General features: G+C 64.8%; 19 protein-coding genes and 4 tRNA genes. 12 read left to right on the forward strand and 11 right to left on the reverse strand.

What is annotated here, in order from left to right; translation table 11 throughout:
- Nucleotides 1-51 precede the first annotated feature (51 nt).
- Nucleotides 52-1074 (forward strand): succinylglutamate desuccinylase/aspartoacylase family protein, encoded by a 1023-nt coding sequence (locus Q0602_RS10655; RefSeq protein WP_298842743.1) that lies wholly within the window; start codon nt 52-54, stop codon nt 1072-1074.
- On the opposite strand, the gene dusA is transcribed toward Q0602_RS10655, so the two are convergent.
- Entirely contained in the window at nt 1071-2114 is a 1044-nt protein-coding gene (gene dusA, locus Q0602_RS10660) for a tRNA dihydrouridine(20/20a) synthase DusA (protein ID WP_298842747.1), read from the reverse strand. The two genes, Q0602_RS10655 and dusA, sit on opposite strands and share 4 nt — an antisense overlap.
- Before the next feature lie 418 nt (nt 2115-2532).
- Between dusA and Q0602_RS10665 the strand changes: the two genes are divergently transcribed.
- Both Q0602_RS10665 and Q0602_RS10670 read left to right on the forward strand, forming a co-directional pair.
- Entirely contained in the window at nt 2533-3405 is an 873-nt protein-coding gene (locus Q0602_RS10665; protein WP_298842750.1) for an arylamine N-acetyltransferase, read from the forward strand.
- 235 nt (nt 3406-3640) lie between these two features.
- Nucleotides 3641-4009: a hypothetical protein gene (locus Q0602_RS10670; RefSeq protein WP_298842753.1), complete on the forward strand. Its 369-nt coding sequence runs from the start codon at nt 3641-3643 to the stop codon at nt 4007-4009.
- A gap of 652 nt (nt 4010-4661) precedes the next feature.
- On the opposite strand, the gene Q0602_RS10675 is transcribed toward Q0602_RS10670, so the two are convergent.
- The 6 genes from Q0602_RS10675 to Q0602_RS10700 form a co-directional block, all read right to left on the reverse strand.
- A tRNA-Leu gene (locus Q0602_RS10675) sits at nt 4662-4748 on the reverse strand.
- Between the two features lie 99 nt (nt 4749-4847).
- Nucleotides 4848-4921, reverse strand: a tRNA-Cys gene (locus Q0602_RS10680).
- Nucleotides 4922-5098: 177 nt separating this feature from the next.
- Nucleotides 5099-5173 (reverse strand) — tRNA-Gly (locus tag Q0602_RS10685).
- A gap of 63 nt (nt 5174-5236) precedes the next feature.
- The gene (gene pgsA, locus Q0602_RS10690) at nt 5237-5785 is read right to left on the reverse strand and encodes a CDP-diacylglycerol--glycerol-3-phosphate 3-phosphatidyltransferase (protein WP_295034863.1); all 549 of its coding nucleotides are present in this window, start codon (nt 5783-5785) and stop codon (nt 5237-5239) included.
- A gap of 61 nt (nt 5786-5846) precedes the next feature.
- Complete coding sequence (gene uvrC / locus Q0602_RS10695; RefSeq protein ID WP_295034879.1) at nt 5847-7661, reverse strand: excinuclease ABC subunit UvrC; 1815 nt, start codon at nt 7659-7661, stop codon at nt 5847-5849.
- Between the two features lie 96 nt (nt 7662-7757).
- Nucleotides 7758-8405 carry a response regulator gene (locus tag Q0602_RS10700; protein ID WP_295034861.1) on the reverse strand — a complete coding sequence of 216 codons (648 nt, stop codon included), beginning with the start codon at nt 8403-8405 and terminating at the stop codon, nt 7758-7760.
- Nucleotides 8406-8804: 399 nt separating this feature from the next.
- Between Q0602_RS10700 and Q0602_RS10705 the strand changes: the two genes are divergently transcribed.
- From Q0602_RS10705 to trpC, 5 genes are all read left to right on the forward strand, one after another.
- A tRNA-Ala gene (locus Q0602_RS10705) sits at nt 8805-8880 on the forward strand.
- Between the two features lie 280 nt (nt 8881-9160).
- Nucleotides 9161-9517, forward strand: coding sequence for a hypothetical protein (locus tag Q0602_RS10710; RefSeq protein WP_298842758.1), 357 nt, complete (start codon nt 9161-9163; stop codon nt 9515-9517).
- A gap of 346 nt (nt 9518-9863) precedes the next feature.
- On the forward strand, nt 9864-10451 hold the full coding sequence (locus Q0602_RS10715; protein ID WP_298842761.1) for an aminodeoxychorismate/anthranilate synthase component II: 588 nt from the start codon (nt 9864-9866) through the stop codon (nt 10449-10451).
- 22 nt (nt 10452-10473) lie between these two features.
- Nucleotides 10474-11493 carry an anthranilate phosphoribosyltransferase gene (gene trpD, locus Q0602_RS10720; RefSeq protein ID WP_298842764.1) on the forward strand — a complete coding sequence of 340 codons (1020 nt, stop codon included), beginning with the start codon at nt 10474-10476 and terminating at the stop codon, nt 11491-11493.
- Nucleotides 11494-11527: 34 nt separating this feature from the next.
- The gene (gene trpC / locus Q0602_RS10725) at nt 11528-12340 is read left to right on the forward strand and encodes an indole-3-glycerol phosphate synthase TrpC (protein WP_298842767.1); all 813 of its coding nucleotides are present in this window, start codon (nt 11528-11530) and stop codon (nt 12338-12340) included.
- A 111-nt stretch (nt 12341-12451) separates the two neighbouring features.
- Here the strand turns inward: trpC and Q0602_RS10730 are convergent, their stop codons facing one another.
- The 4 genes from Q0602_RS10730 to Q0602_RS10745 form a co-directional block, all read right to left on the reverse strand.
- Entirely contained in the window at nt 12452-14251 is a 1800-nt protein-coding gene (locus Q0602_RS10730; protein WP_295034850.1) for a sodium:proton antiporter, read from the reverse strand.
- Nucleotides 14252-14337: 86 nt separating this feature from the next.
- Nucleotides 14338-14781, reverse strand: coding sequence for a thioredoxin TrxC (gene trxC / locus Q0602_RS10735; RefSeq protein WP_149433886.1), 444 nt, complete (start codon nt 14779-14781; stop codon nt 14338-14340).
- A gap of 133 nt (nt 14782-14914) precedes the next feature.
- Nucleotides 14915-15538: a LysE family transporter gene (locus tag Q0602_RS10740; protein WP_298842771.1), complete on the reverse strand. Its 624-nt coding sequence runs from the start codon at nt 15536-15538 to the stop codon at nt 14915-14917.
- Between the two features lie 128 nt (nt 15539-15666).
- Nucleotides 15667-18915, reverse strand: coding sequence for an FAD-binding and (Fe-S)-binding domain-containing protein (locus tag Q0602_RS10745; RefSeq protein ID WP_298842777.1), 3249 nt, complete (start codon nt 18913-18915; stop codon nt 15667-15669).
- Between the two features lie 317 nt (nt 18916-19232).
- On the opposite strand from Q0602_RS10745, the gene serS reads away from it, so the two are divergent.
- The 4 genes from serS to Q0602_RS10765 all read left to right on the forward strand — a co-directional run bounded on the left by serS (nt 19233) and on the right by Q0602_RS10765 (nt 24777).
- Nucleotides 19233-20510, forward strand: a complete 1278-nt coding sequence (serS, locus tag Q0602_RS10750) for a serine--tRNA ligase (RefSeq protein ID WP_295034845.1) — start codon at nt 19233-19235, stop codon at nt 20508-20510.
- A gap of 552 nt (nt 20511-21062) precedes the next feature.
- Nucleotides 21063-21890, forward strand: a complete 828-nt coding sequence (gene cobA, locus Q0602_RS10755; protein WP_298842800.1) for a uroporphyrinogen-III C-methyltransferase — start codon at nt 21063-21065, stop codon at nt 21888-21890.
- 191 nt (nt 21891-22081) lie between these two features.
- Nucleotides 22082-24055: a DUF294 nucleotidyltransferase-like domain-containing protein gene (locus tag Q0602_RS10760; protein ID WP_295034843.1), complete on the forward strand. Its 1974-nt coding sequence runs from the start codon at nt 22082-22084 to the stop codon at nt 24053-24055.
- Nucleotides 24052-24777, forward strand: a complete 726-nt coding sequence (locus Q0602_RS10765) for a 3'-5' exonuclease (protein WP_298842781.1) — start codon at nt 24052-24054, stop codon at nt 24775-24777. Before Q0602_RS10760 ends, Q0602_RS10765 begins: the two co-directional genes overlap by 4 nt.
- Nucleotides 24778-24874 lie beyond the last annotated feature (97 nt).

Below are 24874 nucleotides of genomic sequence, written 5' to 3' on the forward strand. Positions count from 1 at the left end.
TTCACGAGCACGAGCTCTTCATTACCGACCCAACCATTGTCAAGGATCGTCATGGCGCAGGAAGCCTTCACCCTCGTTGGCGAGCGAATCGAACCCGGCACCCGCCGGCAGGTCGACGTTCCGGTGGCCAAGCTCTATACCCACGCGCCGATGCACATTCCGGTGGAGGTGGTGCACGGTCGCCAGCCTGGTCCGGTGTTGCTGGTCTGCGGCGCGATTCACGGCGACGAGCTCAATGGCGTCGAGATCGTCCGCCGGCTGCTGAGGTTGCCGAACCTGTCGCGACTGCGCGGGACGCTGATTGCCGTGCCCGTCGTCAATGTCTTCGGCTTCGTCCAGCAGTCGCGCTACCTGCCGGACCGGCGCGATCTCAATCGCTGCTTTCCGGGGAGTGAAGGCGGGTCGCTGGGCTCTCGCATCGCCGCACTGATGCGGGAAGAGATGGTCGACCGGGCCACCCACATCATCGACTTGCACACCGGCGCCATTCACCGCACCAATCTGCCCCAGATTCGCTCCCAACTGCGCCAGAACCGCGAGACCCAGGCCATGGCCGAGGCGTTCGGCGTGCCGGTGATCCTCAACGCGGAGCTGCGCGAGGGGAGCCTGCGCGAGTACGCGCAGAATCGTGGCGTTCCCGTGCTCACCTACGAGGCCGGCGAAGCGCTGCGCTTCGACGAGTGGGCGATCGCGCCGGGCGTGAGGGGAATTCGGCGCGTGATGCGCCTGATCGGCATGCTGCCGGCCGACAACCGCCGGCGCATGCCGCCTCCCGCCGAAGTGGCCAACGGTTCGAGCTGGGCCAGGGCGCCGATCGATGGCATTCTGCGGCCGCGTGTCAGGCTGGGGGCGCGGGTCGCCAAGCATCAGTCGCTGGGGGTGGTGGCCGATCCCTTCGGCAACGACGAGGCGCCGGTGGTCGCCAGCGCCGATGGCATCGTCATCGGCATGAGCAACCTGCCGCTGGTCAACGAGGGCGAGGCGCTGTTCCACGTCGCCCGTTATCAGGAGATCGACGATGTCGAGAACGCGGTGGAGAGCTTCCAGTCGCGTTACGAGACGACCGGCTTCTAGACGCGCTCTCGGACCGGTCCGGCCAGCCGGCTCTCGTCGACCAGGCCGATGGCGTCATCGTAGACGCTGATACCGGCGCCCTCCTTGTGGGCGCTTTCCGAGAGGTAGCGTCGGAAACGCCTGCCCCCGGCGCAGCCCTGGAACAGTCCCAGCAGATGCCGGGTGATGTGGTTGAGCTTGGCGCCCTCGGCCAGCCGTTCGATCACATAGGGACGAAACGCACGCGCGACGTCGTGGCGGCTAGCGGCAGGCGAGGGCTCGCCGTAAAGTGCACGATCGACATCGGCCAGCAGCCACGGGTTCTGGTAGGCCTCGCGACCGATCATCACGCTATCCACGCCAGCATCGAGATGCGTCCTGCAGGCGTCCAGCGTGGTGATACCACCGTTGATACCGATATGCAGCTCGGGATGCTGCGTCTTGAGCCGGTAGACGCGGGGATAGTTGAGCGGCGGGACGTCGCGATTCTCCTTGGGCGAGAGCCCCTGGAGCCAGGCCTTGCGGGCATGCACGATGAAGGTCTCGCAGCCGGCGCCGGCGACCCGATCGATGAAGCGTTCGAGATCGGCATCCTCGTCCTGGTCGTCGATACCGATGCGACATTTCACCGTGACGGGAATCGATACCGCGCGGCGCATGGCGGCGACGGCGTCGGCCACCTTGTCGGGGTGACCCATCAGGCAGGCGCCGATCAGGTTGTTCTGCACCCGATCGCTCGGGCAGCCCACGTTCAGGTTGACCTCATCGTAGCCCCACGCCTCGGCGATGGCCGCGCACTCCGCCAGTTCCCCGGGATCGCTGCCGCCCAATTGCAGTGCCAGCGGGTGTTCCATGGCGCCGTAGCCCAGAAAACGCTCCCGCGGCGAGCCATGCAGGATCGCGCCGGTGGTGACCATCTCGGTATACAGCAGTGCGCGGCGAGTCAGGCAGCGGGCGAAGGCCCGGTAGTCCCGGGTGGTCCAATCCATCATCGGGGCCACCGAAAATCGGCGGGCTCGATCTGCTGGGCTTTGTGTCGGTATATCAGTTAGTTGCGTCATGGCCTGCGGTGTAAACATACACTGGTTGATACCATCGAGTCCTGCCGATGACCCGGCTCACTGCACCGTGGTGTACCAGTTGGCCGGTCGAGCCTATTTCTCCTGGAAGAGGTGGTACACCATGGCGACTTTTCGGCGGCGTGGCACGAGGTGGCGCGCCATTGTACGGAAGAAAGGGGATCCGTCACAGAGCCGTCCTCCTCGATGGCGTGCGTCGACATAGGTGAATTGGGCTCAAGGCTGTAGTCAAGCGAGACGCGGTGTTCAGGGAGCGTGGGTGTCGTCGTTCATCCCGGTGCCCGCCGAATCCTCCGCGTTCGAAGGATCCCCTGAGCGGAAGTTCATCGGATCATCACGGGCTTGACCTCAAGTTAAGTCGAGGAATTACGCTGCGCTCGTCTTCCAGAGGAGCTCCATCATGTCAGCTATCGTTTCACTCTCTGACCGGCAGATGGCCTGCGTCGATCTAGCAGCCTATCTGAAGCGCATCGGGCTCTCGGGCGCCTTGCCCCCTACGCAGGAAACGCTGCGCTCCATCATTTCTCATCACATGGCCTCCATTCCATTCGAGGCCATCGATGTGCTGCTGGGGCGGGATATCTCGCTCGACCCGAAAGCCGTCGATGACAAGATGCTCCATCGCCAACGTGGAGGCTACTGTTTCGAACACACCAGCCTGCTGCAGCGTGTGTTGCAAGCCCTGGGATTCTCGGTTGAAACCCACTTGGCCCGGGTGTGGGTCGGCCACATGCCGGAAGGTCCCGCCCCGGCCGCTACGCATGCGTCCTTGAAGGTGGTGGTGGACGATGCCCTGTGGCTGGTGGACGTCGGCTTCGGCAGTTTCATGCCCAATGAGCCGCTCGCCTGGCAGCCGGATCTTCCTCAGCAACATGCCTACGGCGATTATCGGCTGCGTAAAACGATGAGCGGCTTCATGGTCGAGTCATACCATGATCACGCTTGGCAAGCCCTGTACGAAATTCTCGATTTCCCCTGCGAACCCATCGATTACCAGGTGGCCAACCACTACGTCTCCCGCTATCCGGACTCGCACTTTCGCAGTCGGTTGATGGTGGCTGTGACCACACCGGAGGCGCGTTACACGTTGGCGAGCAATCGTTTGAAGATCGCACGGGTAGAGGGCGGTATCGAAGAGCACCGCCTCACGGTCGAGGAGATGATCGATACCCTGGGCGGACGGTTCGGGTTGAACGTCGAGTCCTGCTGGATCCCCGTGCTGGAGCGCATCGTTGCTTCAGCGCAAGCCCAGGAAGAAGCCGCATCCTCGTGAGCGGGGGGAAGAGTGCCTGCGACAGGAGTCGCCTCTGAACAGGCCATGACGCCGACAGCACAAGAGGTCACCGCCGGTATATCCGGCTGTCATGGCTTCATCTATTGATCTCGACGATAGTCGCTTTCGAGGCTTTCGATTCGCATGCTAACTGTCTCGTTGCCATAATGACATCAACGGTCAAGGCCAAGAGGCCAACCGAACAAACGAAAAATATGTCATTGGAGAACGAATCATGAAAACCCGTATCCTTGCCGCCATCGCACTCGCCATCGCTCTGCCCGCTGCTGCTCAGGCCAACAGCGCCCAGGCCGAAGAGGCTTTTGCCAGCCAGCAGCAGGCGCTGAACGTACAGCAGACTTCCGAATTTCAGGCGCTGCCAACTCAATACCGTATCGATCCGGTCAATGGTGGCCACAGCGATGCGGCCGATCAGGCTCTGACTTATGTCTCAGCCAGCACCATGCGCGCCACCAGCATCTCGGCTGGTGACAGCAGCCTGATTGGTGAAGGGCAGAGCGTGGCAGCTGCCCAGGCGTTGCAGAACGCTGGCCAGCCGTCCGGTCATGGCAATGTCGAAATGACTTTCGCCAGCATTGACTGAGCTGGAAGCAAGATCGCAGTTATAGAATCTTCTGCCTTGCGCCTCGAGAGTCTGGGGCGCTTTTGAGAGACCTCCAGTCGTCTCCAACTTCCCCGGCCACTCCCCCTGGCCGGGGTTTTTTATGCGCCGCCGATCTATTGTCAATGAGTCATCGAGCTGTTTCGCGGCAGGTCCAATAGAGGGAACTGGGTTTCGATGGCCTGCGGGCGAAGGGCGAGCTACGGATCGGGACCTTGAGGCCGGTGCGACGCTTTCAGGCGTACGCCCGGGGAGTTCGGGCATCGAGCTCAAGTCATTGGGGGCGGTTGCCGATAGAAGAGGCACCAGACGGTCTGGGGCGAGGGTTCAGCGCCGGTAGCCGGGCGGATTTCGACGTCGATCGGGATCCGCTATCGCTTTGTGTCGCTTCCCTGCGACGACTTCGACCCGGTACATGTGGGGTTTCTCACCTTGTGCCACCGGGTCGCTTTTTCTCCGACACTCTATCCTGTCACGCCGACCAGAAAGCGTTCGGCAGGCTCGTTGTCGTGATAGTGGTTCCGGCAGCCCACTGTGTCGCCTGGAGTGGCGACCCGGGGCGTCGTTCTGCAAAGTCGCAGCATGGCGAGCGGAGAGGAACGGCTACCTGCCATTGATAGAGTCTCGGAGATGATGGTGCCCGGAGCCGGGCTCGAACCGGCACGGTGTCGCCACCGAGGGATTTTAAGTCCCTTGCGTCTACCAATTTCGCCATCCGGGCCGGACGCATTCGGTCAGTTTTCCGGGGGGCCTGTTCGCAGGACAGGGCGCCGGTGACCAGGAGAGCGACGAATCATGAAGACTCGACGCCGAGAAGAAGTGGAGGCTGGAGTCGGAATCGAACCGGCGTACACGGAGTTGCAGTCCGCTGCATAACCACTCTGCCATCCAGCCTTTCATCGATTCACTGCAGATATGTCTCCCGAACTGTCATTACCATGACAATTCGCGTCGAATCGGCAGGATCGAGATTCGTGTCTGGAGCGGGAAAGGAGATCGATGGGGCGGCCATCCGTCGGGCTGGCGTTCCAGCTCCCGACCCTCGCTTACCGTTTCCTTGCACTGTGTGTCTGGAGCGGGAAAGGAGATTCGAACTCCCGACCCTCGCCTTGGCAAGGCGATGCTCTACCACTGAGCTATTCCCGCTGAACACGCCGTCGCATTATAAGGATAAGTGCGTACCTGTCAAACGCTTATGCCACTTTTCGCTCACAGCGAGCGGGTGAGTTCCGGCCAGGCCGCCCTGAGATACTGGATCATCGACCACAGTGTCAGACAGGCCGCTGCATAGAGTAGCACGATGCCGATGTTGGCAATCGGGGAGAGCGGCGGAAAGCCCAGGAGCAGCAGTAGGGAGACCATCTGCAAGGTGGTCTTCGACTTGCCGATCCAGGAGACCGCGACTTGCTTTCGCTGCCCGATTTCCGCCATCCATTCGCGCAGCGCGGAGATCACGATCTCGCGGCCGATGATGACCAGCGCCGGCAGCGTCAGCCAGAACGCCTCGTAACGTTCGACCAGTAGCGCCAGCGCGACGGCGACCATGACCTTGTCCGCGACGGGATCCAGAAACGCGCCGAATGGCGTGCTCTGGTCCCAGCGCCTGGCCAGGTAGCCGTCCAGCCAGTCGGTGACGGCCGCCAGCCCGAACAGGGCGGCCGTCACCAACAGGCTCCAGGCGTAGGGCAAGTAGAACAGCACCACCAGGAGCGGGATGAACACGATTCTTGCCAGGGTGAGCATATTGGGAATGTTCATCGTGCCGCTAGCGTCCTTACTGGGAGATGAGAGTCGGGCATTTTACGCCTGCTGCGTGCGCTCATCCATGGAGCGCCTGATGTATGGTAGCCGCCATCTGTTCGTTGATCCCCGGAACGCGGGAAAGATCGTCCCGGGTTGCCTTGCGCACGCCCTGCAGGCCGCCGAAGAAGCGTAACAGCTCCCGGCGACGTTTCGGTCCGATCCCGGGAATATCTTGCAGCGAAGAGGTGCGGCGCTGCTTGTCGCGACGCTGGCGGTGACCGGTGATGGCGAAGCGGTGGGCCTCGTCGCGTATATGCTGGATCAGGTGCAGCGCCGGTGAGCTGGTGTCCAGATTGAGGGTGCGGTCCACCGTTTCGATGAACAGGGTCTCCAGGCCAGCCTTTCGGGTAGTCCCCTTGGCGACGCCGATCAGGGCGACATCGACGACTTCCAGTTCGACCAGAACCTCCCGGGCCATGTTCAACTGGCCCTTGCCTCCATCGACGATCAGGATGTCCGGCAGCTTGCCTTCGCCTTTCTGCAGGCGCTTGAAGCGTCGGGTCAGGGCCTGGCGCATCGCCGCGTAGTCGTCACCCGCTGCCACCCCCTCGATATTGAAGCGACGGTAGTCGGATTTGGCCGGGCCATTCTGATCGAATACGACGCAGGAGGCCACGGTCGCCTCGCCGTGGCTGTGGCTGATATCGAAGCACTCGAGCCTGGCGGGTGAGATCGGCATGTCCAGAGCCTGGCGCAGCGACTCGAAACGCTTGCCCAACTGGCTGCGGTTGGCGAGTTGGGTCGCCAGGTGCTGCTCGGCATTGGTGATGGCCAGTCGGCGCCACTGGGCGCGGTGACCCCGCACCTGAGACGCGACGCGAATGCGTCGGCCGGCATGTTCGCTCAATGCCGATTGCAGCAACTCGCTATCCGTCAGCGGGTGCGAGGCGATGATTTCGAGCGGGATCTCCTTGGACTGACCGAGGTAGAACTGGCTGACGAACTCGCTGAGCAGCTCCTCGGCGCCAAGATCCAGGCCGTTGTCGGGTTGATGATGGCGCGCACCCATCATGCGGCCCTGGCGAATCGACAGTACGCTGATGCAGAGTCCGCCGGGCTGCTCGGCCAGGGCAAAGATGTCGGCATCGCCATCGGCGTTGTCGACGAACTGCTTCTCCTGCAATCGCCTCAATTGCTGGATCTGGTCGCGCAAGCGGGCCGCTTCCTCGAAGTCGAGCGCATCGCTGGCGCGCTCCATGCTGGCGGTGAGCTGCTGGGTCACCTGCTCGCTGCGCCCCTCGAGGCACATCACGGCGTGCTCGATGTCCTGGCGGTAGTCGGCTTCACTGATGTAGTCGACACAGGGCGCGCTGCAGCGTTTGATCTGGTACTGCAGGCAGGGCCGGTGCCGATGCGCGAACACGCTGTCTTCACAGTTGCGGATGCGAAATATCTTCTGCATCAGCGAAAGGCTCTCCCGAACCGCGGTCGAGCTCGGGTAGGGGCCGAGGTAGCGGCCGTCGCGCCGCTTCTGGCGAACGCGCTTGAACTCGAGGGCGGGGTAGGGATGTCGATCGGTGACGAAGACGTAGGGGTAGGACTTGTCGTCGCGCAGCAGGATGTTGTAGGGCGGCCGCAGCTCCTTGATCAAGGTCTGCTCCAGCAGCAGGGCCTCGGTCTCGCTGCGTGTGACCGTGATCTGGATGTCCTGGATGCGCGCCACCAGCGCCTGGGTCTTGGCGTTCAAGGCGCCTCTGAAGTAGCTGGCAAGTCGCGGTTTCAGACGTTTGGCCTTGCCGACGTAAAGGACGTTGGCCTGCTCGTCGAGCATGCGATAGACGCCGGGCGATTCTGAGACCGACTTCAGGAAGTGCTTGGCATCGAAGCGCAATGGGGTATCGATCGAGGATTCACTCATGCCCCGAGTATATCAAAGTCCCGTACGAGCACGGTGGGCTCCCTGCATTTCCATTGCGTTCGACTGTCGTCACGATCGGGGCTCGAATTCGTCCAGCAGCCCGTGCCGCAGGCCAAGATGGGTCAGCTCCACGTCGGACTGCACTTTCAGCTTGTCGAAGATTCGGTAGCGGTAGGTATTCACGGTCTTGGGGCTCAGGCAGAGCTGCTCGGAGATGCGACTGACCTTGTGACAGTGAATGATCATCGTCGCGATCTGCAGCTCGCGATGCGAAAGCTGGTCGAACGGACTCTGGCGACCCTCGCTGCGGGCCAACACCACGCGTTGGGCGATGTCCGGGCTGATGAAGCGCTCGCCTTCCGCGACCCGACGCACGGCCTCGATCATCAGATCCAGTTCAGTGCCCTTGCTGATGAAGCCGGTCACGCCGGAATCGATCAGACGCTGTGCCGTGCTCTCCTCGACCTGTCCCGTCAGCACGATGATCCGCGTATCGGGCTGAGTCTTGAGGAGTTTCAGAATGGTTTCCAGACCGCCGATTCCCGGCATGCGTATGTCGATCATCGCAATATCCGGCAGGTGTTCCCGGCAGCTCTGTAACGCACTCTCTCCACTGTCGGCTTCGGCGACGACCTCGATATCGGGTTCGCTGTCCAAGACGCGCGCGATACTCGTGCGCACCAAGTGATGATCGTCGGCTACTAATACCCTGATCAAGATGACTCCTGGATTCCCGCTGCCCCTGAAGACCCTGCCGTTGGTTGCCGTACCAGCAACCGGCGGGCCTTGTTTATGATTGGTCGTGCGCTGTCGTTCAGCGATCCGGCGAAAGCTCGCGCATCGCCAACAGCGTCATCATTGGAACTTGCAAGTTTAAGTATGGAAGTTCCATCTCCGCTCTGTTAATTCATCTCCGTTCTGTTAAGTAGTGTGACACGTTCTCGGACCAAATACTCCATGTTTGGCGGGGAATTTGCGACCCGCAAAGCGCGGCGATGCGAGGCTTCGAGGTCGATGGTCGTGACCTCGATGTCGGCGAGTCCGGGCAAGCGGGGCTTGACCTGGGGGAAGGGGGCTTTTATAGTGCGTCGCGTCCATCAGGGCAGCGCGTTTTTTGGGGCCTTAGCTCAGCTGGGAGAGCGCAACACTGGCAGTGTTGAGGTCAGCGGTTCGATCCCGCTAGGCTCCACCAGATCTTCATGAACAAGCCGTTTGTCACGCTCCGTGCAAGCGGCTTTTTCATGCCTGAAATTCCAGCAGCCTCGCCCGGTTTCCGGGCAGCCGCCCGCCTTCACCGACCATCGGGTTGCGACCGCCGTCGTCGCCATTCGGTGAACGGGTTCGGGAATGAATTGGCCCGCTTGAAGATGGATCTTCACCCATTCGATCCGCCGTGCCTCTCGCACAATAGGAGCGGTCGCAGCGCAGTGCCGGCGACCGTTTCCCATTGGCCTTGGGGTTCCGAGGGGCGTATGCCAGAGTTCATTTTCGACGTCGTCATCAGGCCGGCAGTGCCGCCGCGGCAGCGCTGGGAGGCACTGGTGCCTGCCTTGCCCGGTCTGGTGGCGGAGGCGTCTTCCGACATGGAAGCCTTCGAAGGACTCCAGACATTGATCGTTCCTTTTCTGGCCGAGCGGCTCGCGCGGGGCGAGGGCGTACCAAGGCAGTCCCGAGCCGGCCACTACATGGATCGCTACGGCCTGGTCTTCTGGCAGTTCCTGCGGGTCAGGCTTGGTCCCCGGCGGGCCGACCAACGGGTAGTCGAACCCATCTTCCCCGACATCGACGACTTGTTGACGGATCTCGAGGGAGGGGGCCGCGAGGAGTAGTCATGTCTCCGGGCGCGAACCACGCCTCCGGATGACGCGGGAGAGGTGGCGGCGCCCCCGGCCGCGACGCCCGTCTGGCGGCGTTGACAGTGATCGGCGCTCCACGGCACTATACCGCTCATGAACATGATTCCGACGCTCAGACCGAACCAGTGGTGGTGGCGCCTTTGATCCAAGGGCGGCATGCCGACGTCTGTAGAAAATGCCGTCCCTCGGGGCGGCATTTTTCGTTTGTCTGCTGCGCTTCGTGGGGTTTGGCATAGGTGGAATGATCGACTTGGGTAATCACCTGGGTAAGCAATCACGGCCTTTACTCGATCTAGTATGAATATCAGGAGCTTGCACCATGTCAGTCCTCATGATCGACAATTACGACAGCTTTACCTTCAACATCGTCCAGTACCTGGGGGAGTTGGGGGCGGATGTGGTGACCGTGCGCAACGACGAGACGGACATCGCCGGTCTCGAGCAGCACGAACCGACCCATCTGGTGGTGTCGCCTGGCCCGTGCACGCCCAATGAAGCCGGGATAGCGATGGAGGCGATCCGCCACTTTGCCGGCAGGATTCCGATACTGGGGGTCTGTCTGGGGCACCAGGCCATCGGCCAGGTCTACGGGGGCGATGTGGTGCGTGCGCCGCAGGTGATGCATGGCAAGACGTCCCGCATTCGTCACCGCGGCGAAGGCGTTTTCGCCGGCCTCGAGGACCCCCTCGAGGTGACCCGTTATCATTCGCTGGTGGTGGATGCCGGGACCTTGCCCGACTGCCTCGAAGTCACGGCCTGGGTCGGCGACGACGATCCGACGCCGGGACTGATCATGGGCCTGAAACACAAGACGCTGGATATCGAAGGGGTACAGTTTCACCCTGAATCGATTCTGTCTCGCCAAGGTCACGAGCTGCTGGCGAATTTCCTCAAACGGCGCGGCTAACTGGAACAGGCGAGGAGCCAACATGCAAATGCGGGATGCCATTGGCGCGATCATGCGCCGCCAGGACCTCAGCTACGAGGATACCCACGCCGTCATGCAGGCGATCATGACGGGGGAGGCCACCGAAGCGCAGATCGGCGGTTTCCTGATCGGGCTGGCCATGAAAGGCGAGACCGCCGACGAGATCACGGCGGCAGCGCAGGTCATGCGCGAGCTGATGCAGCCGGTATCGATCGACTGCGACAACGTCGTCGATATCGTCGGCACCGGCGGCGACGGCGCCAACCTTTTCAACGTCTCCACCGCATCGAGTTTCGTCGTCGCGGCTGCCGGCGGCCATGTCGCCAAGCACGGCAACCGCGGCGTCTCGTCCTCAGCCGGCAGTGCGGATCTGTTCGACGTCGCGGGTATCTATCTCGATCTCGACGCCGCGACCATCGCGCGCTGTATCGAGCAGGTCGGCGTCGGCTTCATGTTCGCGCCGCGTCACCATCAGGCGATGCGTCACGCCATCGGCCCGCGCAGAGAGATGGGGGTGCGCACGGTCTTCAATATCCTCGGGCCGTTGACCAATCCGGCGGGCGCCCCCAACCAGCTGCTGGGTGTCTATGCGCCCCATCTCGTGCCGCTGGTGGCGGAATCGCTGCGCAAGCTGGGTAGCCGGCACGTACTGGTCGTGCATGCCGAGGACGGTCTGGACGAAATCTCGGTGGCGGCGCCGACGCGGGTGGCCGAACTCCGCGATGGCGAGATCCACGACTACACGATCACCCCCGAGTCGCTGGGCATCGAGCGTCAATCGCTCGAACCGCTGAAGGTCGTTACCGCCGAGGACAGCCTCAAGCTGGTCAAGGAGGCGCTGGTGGGCAAGGGCGTGGCCGGCGATATCGTCGCGCTCAACGCGGGGGCGGCGCTGTTTGCCGCCGGTATCGCCGATTCGCTGAAAGAGGGCGTGTTGATGGCCCAGGACGCCCAGGCTTCCAAACTTCCGCTGGAAAAGCTCAAGGAGCTTTCCGATTTCACGCGTATCTTCGCCGAGTGAGTTCTCGCCGAACAAGCCCAACAGGAACCGCTACATGACCGATGTCGCCGATAGTGAACTGCCGACCATCCTGGCCAAGATACTGACGCGCAAGCGCGAGGAGATTGCCGAGCGTCGCCCTGTCGTCAGCGAGCAGGCGTGGCTCGAGCGGGCGAAGTCCCAGGCCGCGCCCAGAGGTTTCGTGGCCGCGCTCGACGCCTGTATCGAGGGCGGCGACCCCGCCGTCATCGCCGAGATCAAGAAGGCCTCCCCCTCCAAGGGCGTCATCCGTGAAGACTTTCGACCCGCGGAGATCGCGGCCGACTACGCGGCGGCGGGCGCGAGCTGTCTTTCCGTGCTGACGGACGCCGACTATTTTCAGGGCCACGAGGATGACTTGATTGCCGCGCGCGGTGCCTGCGAGCTGCCGGTGATCCGCAAGGATTTCATCATCGACGGCTATCAGATCGCCGAAGCCCGGGGAATCGGTGCCGACTGCATCCTGCTGATCGTGGCGGCGCTGAGCGATGCGCAGCTCAAGGATCTCCACCAGCAGGCAACGGCCCTGGGCATGGACGTGCTGGTGGAGGTACACGACATCTTCGAGCTCGAGCGGGCCCTGATGCTGGATCTACCGCTGGTGGGCATCAACAACCGCGACCTGCGCACGTTCGAGACCTCGCTGAATACCACCTTCGAACTGCTGAAGCGGATCCCCCAGGGCATCACGGTCGTCACCGAGTCCGGCATCCACAGTCGTGACGATGTCGAGCGGATGCGGGAGTTCGACGTCAACGCCTTCCTGGTGGGCGAGGCGTTCATGCGCGAGGAAGAGCCCGGTAGCGCGCTGCGTCGGATGTTTTTCTAGCCGCAGGCGGCGACATCGCCGGCGTTCGAGCGCCGCTCTCCATGAAAGGGGGCGGCGCTTCACGTTGGCGGGGAGAAAGGGCCGCTTCCAGGCATCGCCGGGCTGGGGCGGTCAGAATTCGGGCGAGTCGGGGAAGATCAGGCTGATCAGCGTGTCGCCGGCTTTGGGGTTGAGCGGCCTGGCCGAGGTGGCGATGCGGATGCGGCCGCTGGCGGAGAGCGTGAACAGCGTCAGCAGTCGGTCCTGATGGATGCGGCGGTAATCCTCGATGTCGAAGTTGTCGCTGATCCTGGCGTGGCGCATCACCGCGCCCTGGCCGATCAGGCTGGAGAGGCGGGTGAAGGTGGTGTGACCGTCGAACAGCAGCGGCAGGTGGGCCAGCGCCTGTTGATGGTGGCGACGGGCGTTGCGGGAGGATTCCACCGCCAGTCGAAAGACCTTGCCGTGACCGAGAATGTGTTCGAAGTGCAGCGCGGCGAGATTGTTGAGCTCGCGGTAGGGCGACAGCGGCAGCAGATGGCCGATGCCCGTCAGCCCCAGATGCTGGGCGGCATGCTCCGACAGCGGGTTGCCGTAGTAGATCGGGAGGCTGGCCATCCGCGCCTCCTGGATCGCATCCCAGTTGTGATCGCACAGTCGCACCGCGAAGCCGGCTTCCTGCAGGGCGCTACCGAAGGCCCGTGCCACCGGGTTGGCGCCGATGATCAGAAAGCCCGACGCCGTCGGCGCGTCCACCTTCAGAAACCGGGCCAGCGGACGCGAGAACAGGCTCTGTACCACGACGGTGCTGATGATCACCAGGAAGGTGATCGGGACCAGCAGCTCCGCACCCGGCACCTCCAGCGCCTCGAGCCGGATCGCGAACAGCGAGGCCACCGCCGCGGCGACGATACCGCGGGGAGAGAGCCAGGCCAGCAGCGCCTTCTCCCGCCAGTTGAGCGAACTGCCCCAGGTACAGACCCACACCGCCAGCGGTCGCGCCACCCACACCAGGACCGCCAGGAACGCCCACGCCTCCCACGACAGCAGCCCCAGCTGCTCGAGACTCAAGCGCGCCGCCAGCAGAATGAACAGCCCCGAAATCAGCAGGATCGACAGCGTCTCCTTGAACTCCAGAATCGGCTGGGTCGGCACGCCCCGCATGTTGGCCATCCACACCCCCATGACGGTGACGGTCAGCAGGCCGGACTCGTGGAACAGCAGGTTCGAGGCGGTGAACAGCGTCAGCATGATCATCAGGGTGCCGAAGCTGTGCAGGCGTTGCGGCAGCCAGTAGTGACGCAGCACGCTGCCCCACAGATAGCCGCCCGCCGTCCCCAGGCCGAAGCCGATCACCGCAGTCTGGGCAAAGCTCACTAACGTATGGGCCGCTGCGCCGTTGGAGAGTCCCAGGGCGACGAACTCATAGACGAGGACCGCGCCGATGGCGCCGATCGGATCGATCAGGATGCCTTCCCAGCGCAGGATCTGGCTGACGTGCTCGCGGGCCCGCAGCGACTGCAGCAGCGGCAGGACCACCGTCGGTCCGGTCACGACCAGCAGCGCGCCCAGCACGCTGGCCATCTCCCAGGAGAGCCCGAGGATCAGGTGCGCGGCCACGATGGCCAGCAGCGCGGTGATCAATGCGCCCCAGGTCACCAGTCGGCTGACGGTGCGGCCGTGACCCCGCAGCTCCCGGAAATCGAGGGTCAAGGCGCCCTCGAACAGGATCACCGCGACCGCCAGGGAGACCAGCGGGAACAGCAGATCGCCGAGCACCGCATCCGGATCGAGCACCCCGGTGATCGGCCCGGCGGCGATACCGGCGATCAGCAGCGGCAGGATGGCCGGCACCCGGATCTGCCAGGCGAGCCATTGGCAGCCCAGCGCCAGCAGGCCGATGCCGGTCAGGGCAAGGGCGGCGTTTTCCATGCGGTCTCTCCGGTGCGTGGCAAAAGGCGCGCAGACTAGCGGCGGCACCGCATGGATGCAATGCCGAATCGTGAGGCGGACAGATTTCAGGGTGTGGCGAGTTGTCGCCGAGTCCAGGCGACGATGTCCGACTGCCCCATGGCGCCGGCCTGGCGCGCGATCTCGCGGCCGCCGCGGAACAGGATCAGCGTCGGAATGCTGCGGATGCCGAAGCGCGACGCGATATCGGTGGCCGCTTCGGTATCCAGCTTGGCCAGGCGGAGGTGGGGTTCGAGCTCGCCCGCGGCCTTGGCGAATCCCGGCGCCATCGCCTTGCAGGGGCCGCACCAGTCGGCCCAGAAATCGACCAGCAGCGGAAGATCGCTGCGCGTCAGGTGACGGTCGAAGTTGGCGGAGTCCAGTGCCAGCGGTTCGCCGGTGAACAGCAGGTTGTGACAGCGACCGCAGTTCGGGGCATCCCCCAGGCGCGTACTGGCAACCCGGTTGACCGCGTGGCAGTGGGGGCAGACGAGGTGAAGCGTGTCGGACATGAGACGGGCTCCTGGTAAAGGATTGCCGCCGAGCATAGATGAATCAGAGCGCAGTTGCTCGAATGACAGACGGCCGTTGAGTCACGCGGTTTTGGGGACCGCTCCAGATGTGTCGCGTTCGCGTGTCGCGACTTCAGCGCAGCGTGATCAGTCGGCCGCCGTAACCCATGAACACGGCGCCGGCGCAACATTCGATCCAGTGTCGCGTGCGCCGATACAGGACGCGCAGTCGCGGCGTGGTGGAGACAAGTGCGATCAGGCTGTACCAGCCCACGGAGACCGCCAGCATTGCGGCGATGCAGACGACGCCCATCCACATCGGTGCATGGGCCGGCAGCGTCGAGGCGAACAGGCTGCTAACGAACAGCGCCGTCTTCGGATTCGAGGCACCGGTGAGCAAGCCCCGACGATAGATCTGACCACCGGAGAGCCCGGGAGGCGTGTGGACCGCCTCGTCGCCTGCGCCGCGGAAGCTGTGCAGAATCAGTCGTCCGCCGAGAAACAGTAGATAGACACCGCCGACCAGTTTGAGCGTGAGGTAGAGCCACGGCGCCAGCGCAAACAGCAGTGCAATGCCGAAGTAGCCAAACAGCCCCCAGGCGAATGTGCCCGTGGCGAGCCCGGCGACGGCAGTCATCGCCGCCCGGCGCCCGTGTACGATCCCCGTCTGCAGCGTCAGGAAGAAGTTAGGTCCCGGGGTGACGGCAGCTACCGTCCAGATGGCGATGAAATTGACCAGAATCCAGCTGCTCGACATGAAGGGCGCTCCTATCTACAACGTGAGGCGACAGGCCAGAACGTAAAGCGACAGGCCATGAGTCGGCAAAGTATGGCACGAGATCGACGGTTGCTGACGTTCGCCGGTGGTCTAGCCCTATCTCATCGTCAAGACATGGCGCCGGCGACCTTGACGTGCTTCAAAAGCGCCTGCAGCGGGTGCGGCAGCGCCTGATCGGAGAGCCGCTTGACCTGGCTGCGGCAGGAGTAGCCGGTGGCCAGCAGCCGGCCCGCGTTGGCCTGATCCTCCACCGGCTCGCGCCAGGAGAGGTCGTAGATCGTCTCCGAGGTCCGGCGGTGGCGCGCCTCGTGGCCATAGGTGCCGGACATGCCGCAGCAGCCGGTGTCGACCAGGCCCAGCGAGAGGCCGAAGCGCTCGAACAGCTGCTGCCAGCCCCTGGGGCTGCCCGGCGCGTTGGTCCTCTCGGTGCAGTGGCTCAGCAGGCGATAGCCCGGGTCGGGCTGCTCGATGCGCCCGCTGTTCCAGCCCTGGGGCAGTATCGACGGTCCCAGCGACAGCAGCCACTCCTGCAGCAACAGTACCTCCGGCACCGCCTGCGGCCCCAGCGTCTTGACGTACTCCTGGCGGTAGGTGAGCGTCATCGCCGGATCGATGCCCACCAGCGGCACGTCGAAACGCGACAGCGCCTGGAGCCGGGCGGCCTGCTTCTCCGCGACCCGCCCGAAGCGGCCGAGAAATCCCTGCACGTGCAGCGGCTTGCCGTTGGGCTGGAAGGGGGCGACGAAGACCCGGATATCGAGCCGCGACAGCAGCTCGACCACGTCCATCACCAGCCGCGATTCGAAATGGCTGGTGAAGGCGTCCTGCACCAGCACCACGCTGCGGCTTTTCTGGGCGTCGGTCAGCCTGCCCAGCGTCAGCGGCGTGGCCTCGGCAACGCCCCAGGCGTCGAGCACCTTCCCGAGGCTGGCGCGTGACAGTCTCGGACTGTCGACGATGCCCAGGCGTTGCGCCAGGAAGCGATCGATCAGGCGATTGTCGAGCAGCGCGTTGTAGAGCGGCGCCACCGGCTGCAGGTGCGGCACCACGAACTCCAGCCCGCCGATCAGATAGTCGCGCAGCGGCCGCGCGTAGCGGCTGTGGTAGCTCTCCAAAAAGCGCGAGCGAAAGTCCGGCACGTCGACCTTGATCGGACACTGGCCGGCGCAGGACTTGCACGCCAGGCAGCCGGCCATGGCGTCGTAGACCTCGTGGGAGAAGTCCTCTTCACCGCGGCGTTTCGCCAGCGAGCGCTTGAACTTGCCGGGCAGGGCAGTGAGCCAGTGACTGAAGCCGGCCTGACGCTGCTCCCGCGCCACCTCGAGCACGTCGACGCCGGCGTTGCCCTGGCGGCGTAGCCACTCGCGCATCAGGCTGGCGCGGCCCTTGGGCGAGTGCACCCGCTCGCGGGTCGCCTTCCAGGAGGGGCACATGGCATCGGCGGGGTCGTAGTTGTAGCAGGCGCCGTTGCCGTTGCAGTGGACCGCGCTGGCGTTCTCCTGCCACACCCGCTCGTCGATCTGGCGATCCAGCTCGCCCCGGGTGGTGACGCCGTCGATCGCCAGCAGCCCGGGATCGTGGCCGTCGACGATACCGATCTCGCCTGACCTCTCTCCCGGCGCTGCGGAGTGCGTGATGGTATCTTCCGCCTTGCCCGCGGCTTCGGGCGGGCTGGGAAAAGACGTCTTTCCCGCATCATCGGGGGGGATAACAAGCGGTGTCGCGATCTTGCCCGGATTGAACTGGTTGAACGGATCGAAGGCCGCCTTGACCCGCTGCAGCGCGGGGTAGAGCTCGCCGAAGAAGCGCGGCGAGTACTCGGAGCGGACGCCCTTGCCGTGTTCGCCCCACAGCAGCCCGCCGTAGCGCTGGGTGAGTGCCGCGACCTGATCGGAGATCTCGCGGATCAGCCGCGCCTGGTTTGGGTCCTTCATGTCGATGGCCGGGCGCACATGCAGCACGCCGGCATCGACGTGGCCGAACATGCCGTATTCCAGGCCGCGGGCATCCAGCAGCTGGCGGAACTCGGCGATATAGTCGGCCAGGCTTTCCGGCGGCACCGCCGTGTCCTCCACGAACGGGATCGGGCGCTTCTCGCCACTGGCATTGCCGAGCAGCCCCACCGCGCGTTTACGCATGGCGTAGACCCGGCCGATCTGCGGGCGGCCCTCGGCCAGGGTGTAACCGAGCCGCTCGACGCTGGCGTCCGAGCCCAGGTGATCGGTGAAGGCCCGCACCCTATCGGCCAGTCGAGCCGGATCGTCGTCGTTGAACTCGACCAGGTTGATCCCGCGAATCGGCGTCCCGCGCTCGCCGTCTGCATCGATGGCGGCGGGGAAGAACGCCGCCACGCTGTCCCAGACGAAATCCTCCATGGCCAGCGCCAGCACGCGGTCGTCGATCGTCTCGATCGAGGTCGGACGGCTCACGGCCATCAGCGCCTTGGCGTCGCGCAGCGCCTCCATGAAACCGGCGTAGCGCACGTTGACCAGGGTCGAATGCCGGGGCAGCGGCAGCACGTTGAGCGTGGCCTCGTTGAGCAGCGCCAGCGAGCCCTCCGAACCGCACAGGACGCTATTGAGATCGAAGCGCCCCTGGTCGTCGGTGAGATGGGCCAGGTCGTAGCCGGTCAGGCAGCGATTGAGCGGCGGGAAGATGGCATCGATTCGCTCGCGCTCGGCCTCGGCGATGCCGCTGACCGCGCGATGGATCTCGCCGACCCGATCATCGCGCTGGCACATGGCGGTCAAGGCCGCGTCGTCCAGCGGTTGGCTCTCGAGTCGCTCGCCGCCGGGCAGCACCACATCCAGCGCCAGCACGTGGTTGCGCGTCTTGCCGTACTCGCAGCTGCCCTGGCCGCTGGCGTCGGTGGAGATCATGCCGCCGATCGTGGCGCGGTTGGAGGTGGAGAGCTCCGGCGCGAAGAACAGCCCGTGGGGCCGGAGCGCAGCATTCAACTGATCCTTGACCACGCCGGCCTGGACGCGCACGCGGCGGTTCTCGACGTCGATCTCGACGATCCGGTTCATGTAGCGGGAGACGTCCACCACCAGGCCGTCGGTCAGCGACTGGCCGTTGGTGCCGGTGCCGCCGCCCCGGGGCGCGAGCACGACGTCGCGATACGCTGCCTGCGCCATGAGCCGGGCGATCCGCTGGAGATCGGCGGCGTCGCGGGGATAAAGAACGGCCGCTGGCTGGCGCTGGTAGATCGAGTTGTCGGTGGCCAGTACGATGCGGTTGGCCGCGTCATCGGCGATATCGCCACGAAAGCCGGCCGCGGCCAGCTCGGCGAGGAAGCGGCGATAGCGCTCGGGCAGCGTCAGCTCGGCGCTGGTCGGGTCAAGGCGTGTCATCATTGTCATGCATCAAGCCATCGCGTCGGGCCGGTCAGGCGGCCTTCATCGGATGGGGACCCATCCGACAGATTGTCGATTCCCGGCGCCGCGGGGATGGCGGGAACCGGTCCGTGGCGCCATGGGCACCGGGGTGGAACAGTTTAGCGTGCCAGGCGGAGATGTGACACGAATCCCCGGTAGCGCATGGTGCCGGGGTGGGGTTTTCCCTACAATATTCCCCTCGCAAAGAATGACCATCAACACGTTCGTCTGTCGTCGTGCGTCTTCGGTCGATTCCTGTCGTCACCGTCTTCGATTTCAACCAACGGAATTTCGTCATGCTCGATCCCAAGCTGTTGCGCAGCGATCCGCAGTTCGTCGCCCAGCGCCTGGCCCTGCGGGGCTTCACTCTCGACACCGCGCAGCTCGAGTCGCTCGAGTCCCGCCGTCGCGAGCTGCAGACGCGGACCGAGCAGTTGCAGAACGAGCGCAACGTGCGCTCCAAGTCGATCGGCAAGGCCAAGGCCGCCGGCGAGGACATTCAGCCACTGCTGGCGGAGGTGGGCCAGCTCGGCGACGATCTCGACGCCGCCAAGCGCGAACTCGGCGAGGTGCAGCAGGCCTGGGAGGATCTGGTCGCGGGGCTGCCCAACCTGCCCCATGACGACGTGCCGCAGGGGGCGGACGAGAGCGACAACGTCGAGCTGCATCGCTGGGGCGCACCGCGCGAGTTCGACTTCGAGGTGCGCGATCACGTCGATCTCGGGGCCCGGTTCGGCTATCTCGACTTCGAGATGGCGACCAAGCTGACCGGCTCGCGTTTTGCCGTGATGCGCGGACCGATCGCCCGGCTGCATCGGGCGCTGGCGCAGTTCATGCTCGATACGCAGACTCGGGATCATGGCTATGAAGAGTGCTACGTGCCCTACATGGTCAATGCCGAGACGCTGACCGGGACGGGCCAGTTGCCCAAGTTCGGCGAGGATCTGTTCAAGCTCGCCGACAGCGACTACTACCTGATTCCCACCGCCGAGGTGCCGCTGACCAACTTCGTGCGCGACGAGATCCTCGATCACGCCGCGCTGCCGCTGAAGCTGACCGCCCATACGCCGTGCTTTCGGAGCGAGGCGGGTGCCTACGGTCGCGACACGCGGGGCATGATTCGCCAGCATCAGTTCGACAAGGTCGAGATGGTGCAGGTGGTCGACCCCGAGACCAGCTACGAGGCGCTGGAGGCGATGCGTGGCCACGCCGAGGCGATTCTGCAGGCGCTCGAACTGCCGTATCGCGTGGTGACCCTGTGTACTGGCGACATGGGCGCCAGCGCCACCAAGACCTATGACCTGGAAGTGTGGCTGCCGAGCCAGCGGACCTACCGCGAGATCTCCTCGGTCTCCAACTGCGAGGATTTCCAGGCGCGGCGGATGCAGGCGCGCTTCCGCAGCCCCGAGCAGAAGAAGCCGCAGCTGGTGCACACACTGAACGGCTCCGGGCTGGCAGTGGGGCGCTGCCTGCTGGCGGTGCTGGAGAACTACCAGAACGCCGATGGCAGCGTGGATCTGCCGGCGGTACTGGTGCCCTACATGGGCGGATCGACGCGTCTCAACGTCGAGTAGGCTCGACGCGCCCCGTCGCCGATGGGCGGCGAGGGTGCGTTTGGTTATAACGCTAAAAAAAAGCGTTCCTTCGTTCGTCGGCGTCGTGGTCTTACAATTTCGCTATAAGCATTGCGTTCTTTTCGGCTTTTCGATCTAAGGCCGGCTCCTCCCATTCCAATGACGGCTCGATTCGTGACCGACTCCCTGACTCTGCAGTACGACCCGTCGCAGCTCGACGTGCACCTGATCGGTGGCGGCAGCGAGGCGCTGGCGCTGGCGCAGCGCGTCGCCGGGCTGATGCCGCGGGTGACAGTGCACGCCGGCTCGACGATGCCGGCGCTGGCGGCGCTTTGCCAGGGCCAGGGCTGGGCGGTACGCAGCGACGAGCCGGAACCGGGGATCGGCCAGCTATGGCTCGTGGCCAGTGGCGACGCCGCGCGCGATCGCCAGGTGGCCACGCGGGCGCGGGAGGCCGGCGTGGCGGTTTTCGTACCGCCGCATCCGGCACTGTGCAGCGTGCGCCTGCCGCCACGGGTGACGACCCGGGACGCGGCCGAGAACGCGGCAGGGCTGGTGCCGGGCAGCTGGCGGCGCGGCCACGTCTCGCTGGTCGGGGCCGGTCCGGGGGATCCGGACCTGCTGACGCTGAAAGCCCTGAGGCAGCTGCAGCAGGCGGATATCGTCATCCACGACCGGTTGGTCAGCCAGGAAATCCTGGCACTGGCCAGGCCCGACGCCAGGCGCTTCTACGTCGGCAAGGCGCGCTCCCGGCACAGCGTGCCGCAGGAGGGCATCAACCAGGCACTGGTCGATTGGGCCAGGGCGGGTAATCGGGTGGTTCGGCTGAAGGGCGGCGATCCGTTCATCTTCGGGCGCGGCGGGGAAGAGCTCGAGGCGCTGGTCGCCGCCGGGATCGAATTCGATGTCGTTCCGGGGATTACCGCCGCTTCCGGCTGCGCGGCCTATGCCGGCCTGCCGCTGACCCATCGCGACCATGCCCAGTCGGTGCGTTTCGTCACCGGTCATCTCAAGAACGGCAGCTGCGACCTCGACTGGCCGGCGCTGGCACGGGGCGGCCAGACCCTGGTCTTCTACATGGGCCTGGGTGCGCTGGAGCTGATTCGCGAACGGCTGGTGGCACACGGGCTGGACGCGGCCACGCCGCTGGCGCTGATCGAGCAGGGCACGACGGCCAACCAGCGGGTGCATCTGGGTACGCTGGCACGACTCCCCGGGAGTCTTGCCGATCATCAACCTCGACCGCCGACGCTGATCGTCATCGGCAGCGTGGTCGAGTTGGCCTCGCGTCTCGACTGGTTCAAGCCGACCGATAGCGGCAGCCTGGGCTGGGTCGAGGGCAAGCATCCCACACCGCTCTCCCGGGCCGACAGCGCCTGAGGCAGTCCGCCGCTGGCGAGCGCTGATCCTGGCACCCGGGCCTGGTGGGTGGGCGGGATGGCCGGCGTCATCTTCCTACCGGTCGACACCCTCGACGTTTCCATCGATAGATCAACCGGATAGCGGCCAAGTCGTCGTTGACGCCATCTTCCGGCGCTTCGACAATGAGAACTCGCGACGGGGAGAGGCGCATGAACGTTGAGCAGTTGGATATCCGTGGCCACATGGCGCAGTTCGCGCCGTTCGACGATCTTCCCGATGCGCTGCTCGACCGTATCGCCGGCGAGGTCGAGATCCGCTATTTCCAGGCCGGCAGCGAACTGCTGGTCAAGGACCAGCCGGTCGAATCGCTGTGGTACATCCGCAGCGGGGCGGTGGAGATGTACCAGCGCAGCGGCCGGCTTTTCAACCGCCTGAGCGAAGGCGACATCTTCGGCTACTCGGACCTGCTGCGCAGCAACCGCCGGGTGCGCTATCCGGTCAGCGCCATCGAGGACACGCTGATCTATTTCATCCCCGGCGATGTCTTCGAGACGATCTGCGACGAGGACGACGACTTCGCCGAGTTCGTGGAGACCGGTGGCCAGCGCCTCAAGGTGACGGTGGAACAGCAGCGCGACGACAGCGGCCTGATGACGACCCGGGTGCGCAAGCTGATCAGCCGGCAGCCGCAGATGGTCGAAGCCGCCACCTCCCTGCAGCAGGCGGCCCGGCAGATGCGCGACGCCAACGTCACCTGCGTGCTGGTGGTCGATGTGACCGAGACCCAGTCCGCCTATACCTTCACCGGCCCCGACGGCCGGCACTGGCAGCTCAACGGCATTCTGACCGATCGCGATTTCTGCACCCGCGTACTGGCGGAGGGCAAGTCGGCCCAGACCCCGGTGGGCGAGGTCATGTCGCGGAAAGTCATCGTCATCCAGTCCGACGAATCGGTCTATGAAGCGATGCTGTGCATGTTGCGCAATCAGGTTCACCATCTGCCGGTACTGCACCGGCGCCAGCCGGTCGGCGTGCTCCACCTCTCCGATATCGTTCGCCACGAGACCCACAGCAGCCTGTTTTTGGTCAACAACATCTTCGTCCAGAACACGCCCGAGCAGCTGGCACGGCTGGCGCCGGAGGTGGGCACGGGGTTCGTGCGCATGGTCGCCGACGGCGCCAACTCCGAGATGGTCTGCCGGGCGCTGGCGACGATCGGGCGGGCGTTCACGCAGCGCCTGATCGAGCTGGCGGAGGCCGAGCTGGGCCCGGCGCCGATACCCTACTGCTTCATGGTACTGGGGTCGATGGCGCGGGAGGAGCCCACCATCAATGCCGACCAGGACAACGCGCTGGTTCTCCATGACGACTACGATCCCGAGCGGCACGGCGAGTATTTCGAGGCGCTGGCCAGGTTCGTCTGCGACGGCCTCGACGCCTGCGGCTATCCGTACTGCAAGGGCGACGTGATGGCGACCAATCCGCGCTGGCGCCAGCCGTTGCAGGTCTGGAAGGAGTATTTCACCGAGTGGATGGACGAGCCCAACGGCGAACGGCTGCTGCACAGCTCCATCTTCTTCGATCTGGCGCCAGTGCATGGCGAGACGCCCATGGTCGAAGCGTTGCAGGACCTGATCGCCGAACTGGCACCGCAGCGGCCGGTCTTTCTGGCGGCGTTGGCACGCAACGCCAAGAATCGCACGCCGCCGCTGGGCTTCTTCCGTCAGTTCGTCATGGAGCAGGACGGCGAACATCGCAAGTCGATCAACCTCAAGCGCCGGGGAACCGCGCCGCTGACCGACCTGGTTCGCGTGCATGCGCTGGCCTGCGGCTCCAAGGCGCAGAACAGCTTTGCCCGCCTCGATGACATCGCCCAGACCAAACTGCTGGCCGATGGCGTCACCGAGCGTCTGCGCTACGCCTTCGAGTTCATGTCGATGGTCCGCATTCGCCATCAGGCCGATGCGATCGAGCGGGGCGCCGAGCCCGACAACAGCGTCGATCCCGAGAACATCGGCAGCCGGGAACGCCACCATCTGAAGGATGCCTTCGAAGCGATCAGCAACGCCCAGAAGTTCCTCTCCTTCCGCTACAGCATGCCGTCCAAGTCGGGTTCCTCCAAGACCCACACCTCCTCCTCGGCAGGCTCCGCCAGCCAGGCTTCGCAGCGGAGCCGCCGATGACCTTGCGTCGCGCCGCGAGAGGGCAGAGCACGCCGACCTGGCCGGACTACATGGCCTCGCGCGCGCAGCGGGTTCGCGAGCCCCGATTGGCCAGCTTCTTCGCCGGAGGAACGCTGGACCCCGAGACACCCATCGGCGAGGCGCCGCTGGTCGCGATGGACTTCGAGACCACCGGCCTGGATAGCAGCCGTCACGACATCGTCAGTGTCGGGGTGATGCCTTTCACCCTGTCCCGGATCCGGCCGGCCGACGGCCGCTACTGGGTGTTGTCACCGCGCCGCAAGCTGAGCGGCGAATCGGTCGCTTTCCACCACATCACCCACGCCGAGGTGGCGGACGCCCCCGACTTCACCGCTATCATCGATGAGCTGTTGGCCATGCTCGCGGGCCGCCTGGTCGTCGTGCACTACCGACAGTTGGAAAGAACGTTCCTCGACGCCGCGATACGAGAACGGCTGGGCGATGGCCTGCTGATGCCGATGATCGACACCATGTCGCTGGAGGCGCGGATCCACCGGCAGTCCTGGTGGGCGAGACTGCGTCGCTGGGCGGGGCGACCGATGGCGTCGATTCGCCTGCACGAGAGCCGCCAGCGCTATCACCTTCCGGCCTATACCGGACACCACGCACTGATCGATTCGCTGGCGACGGCGGAGCTGCTGCAGGCGCAGATTCTCTACCACTACGATTGGGAGACGCCGGTCGGCGCGCTGTGGCGTTGAGCCGGCTACCGGCGGGGCGCGACGAGCCCGCCGACGAAAGAAAAAGCGGGCGGCTCCAGGAGCCGCCCGCTTTCATGATGCTCGTCTGCAACGAGGT

This window comes from uncultured Salinicola sp. (assembly GCF_937921195.1).
Lineage (GTDB): Bacteria > Pseudomonadota > Gammaproteobacteria > Pseudomonadales > Halomonadaceae > Salinicola.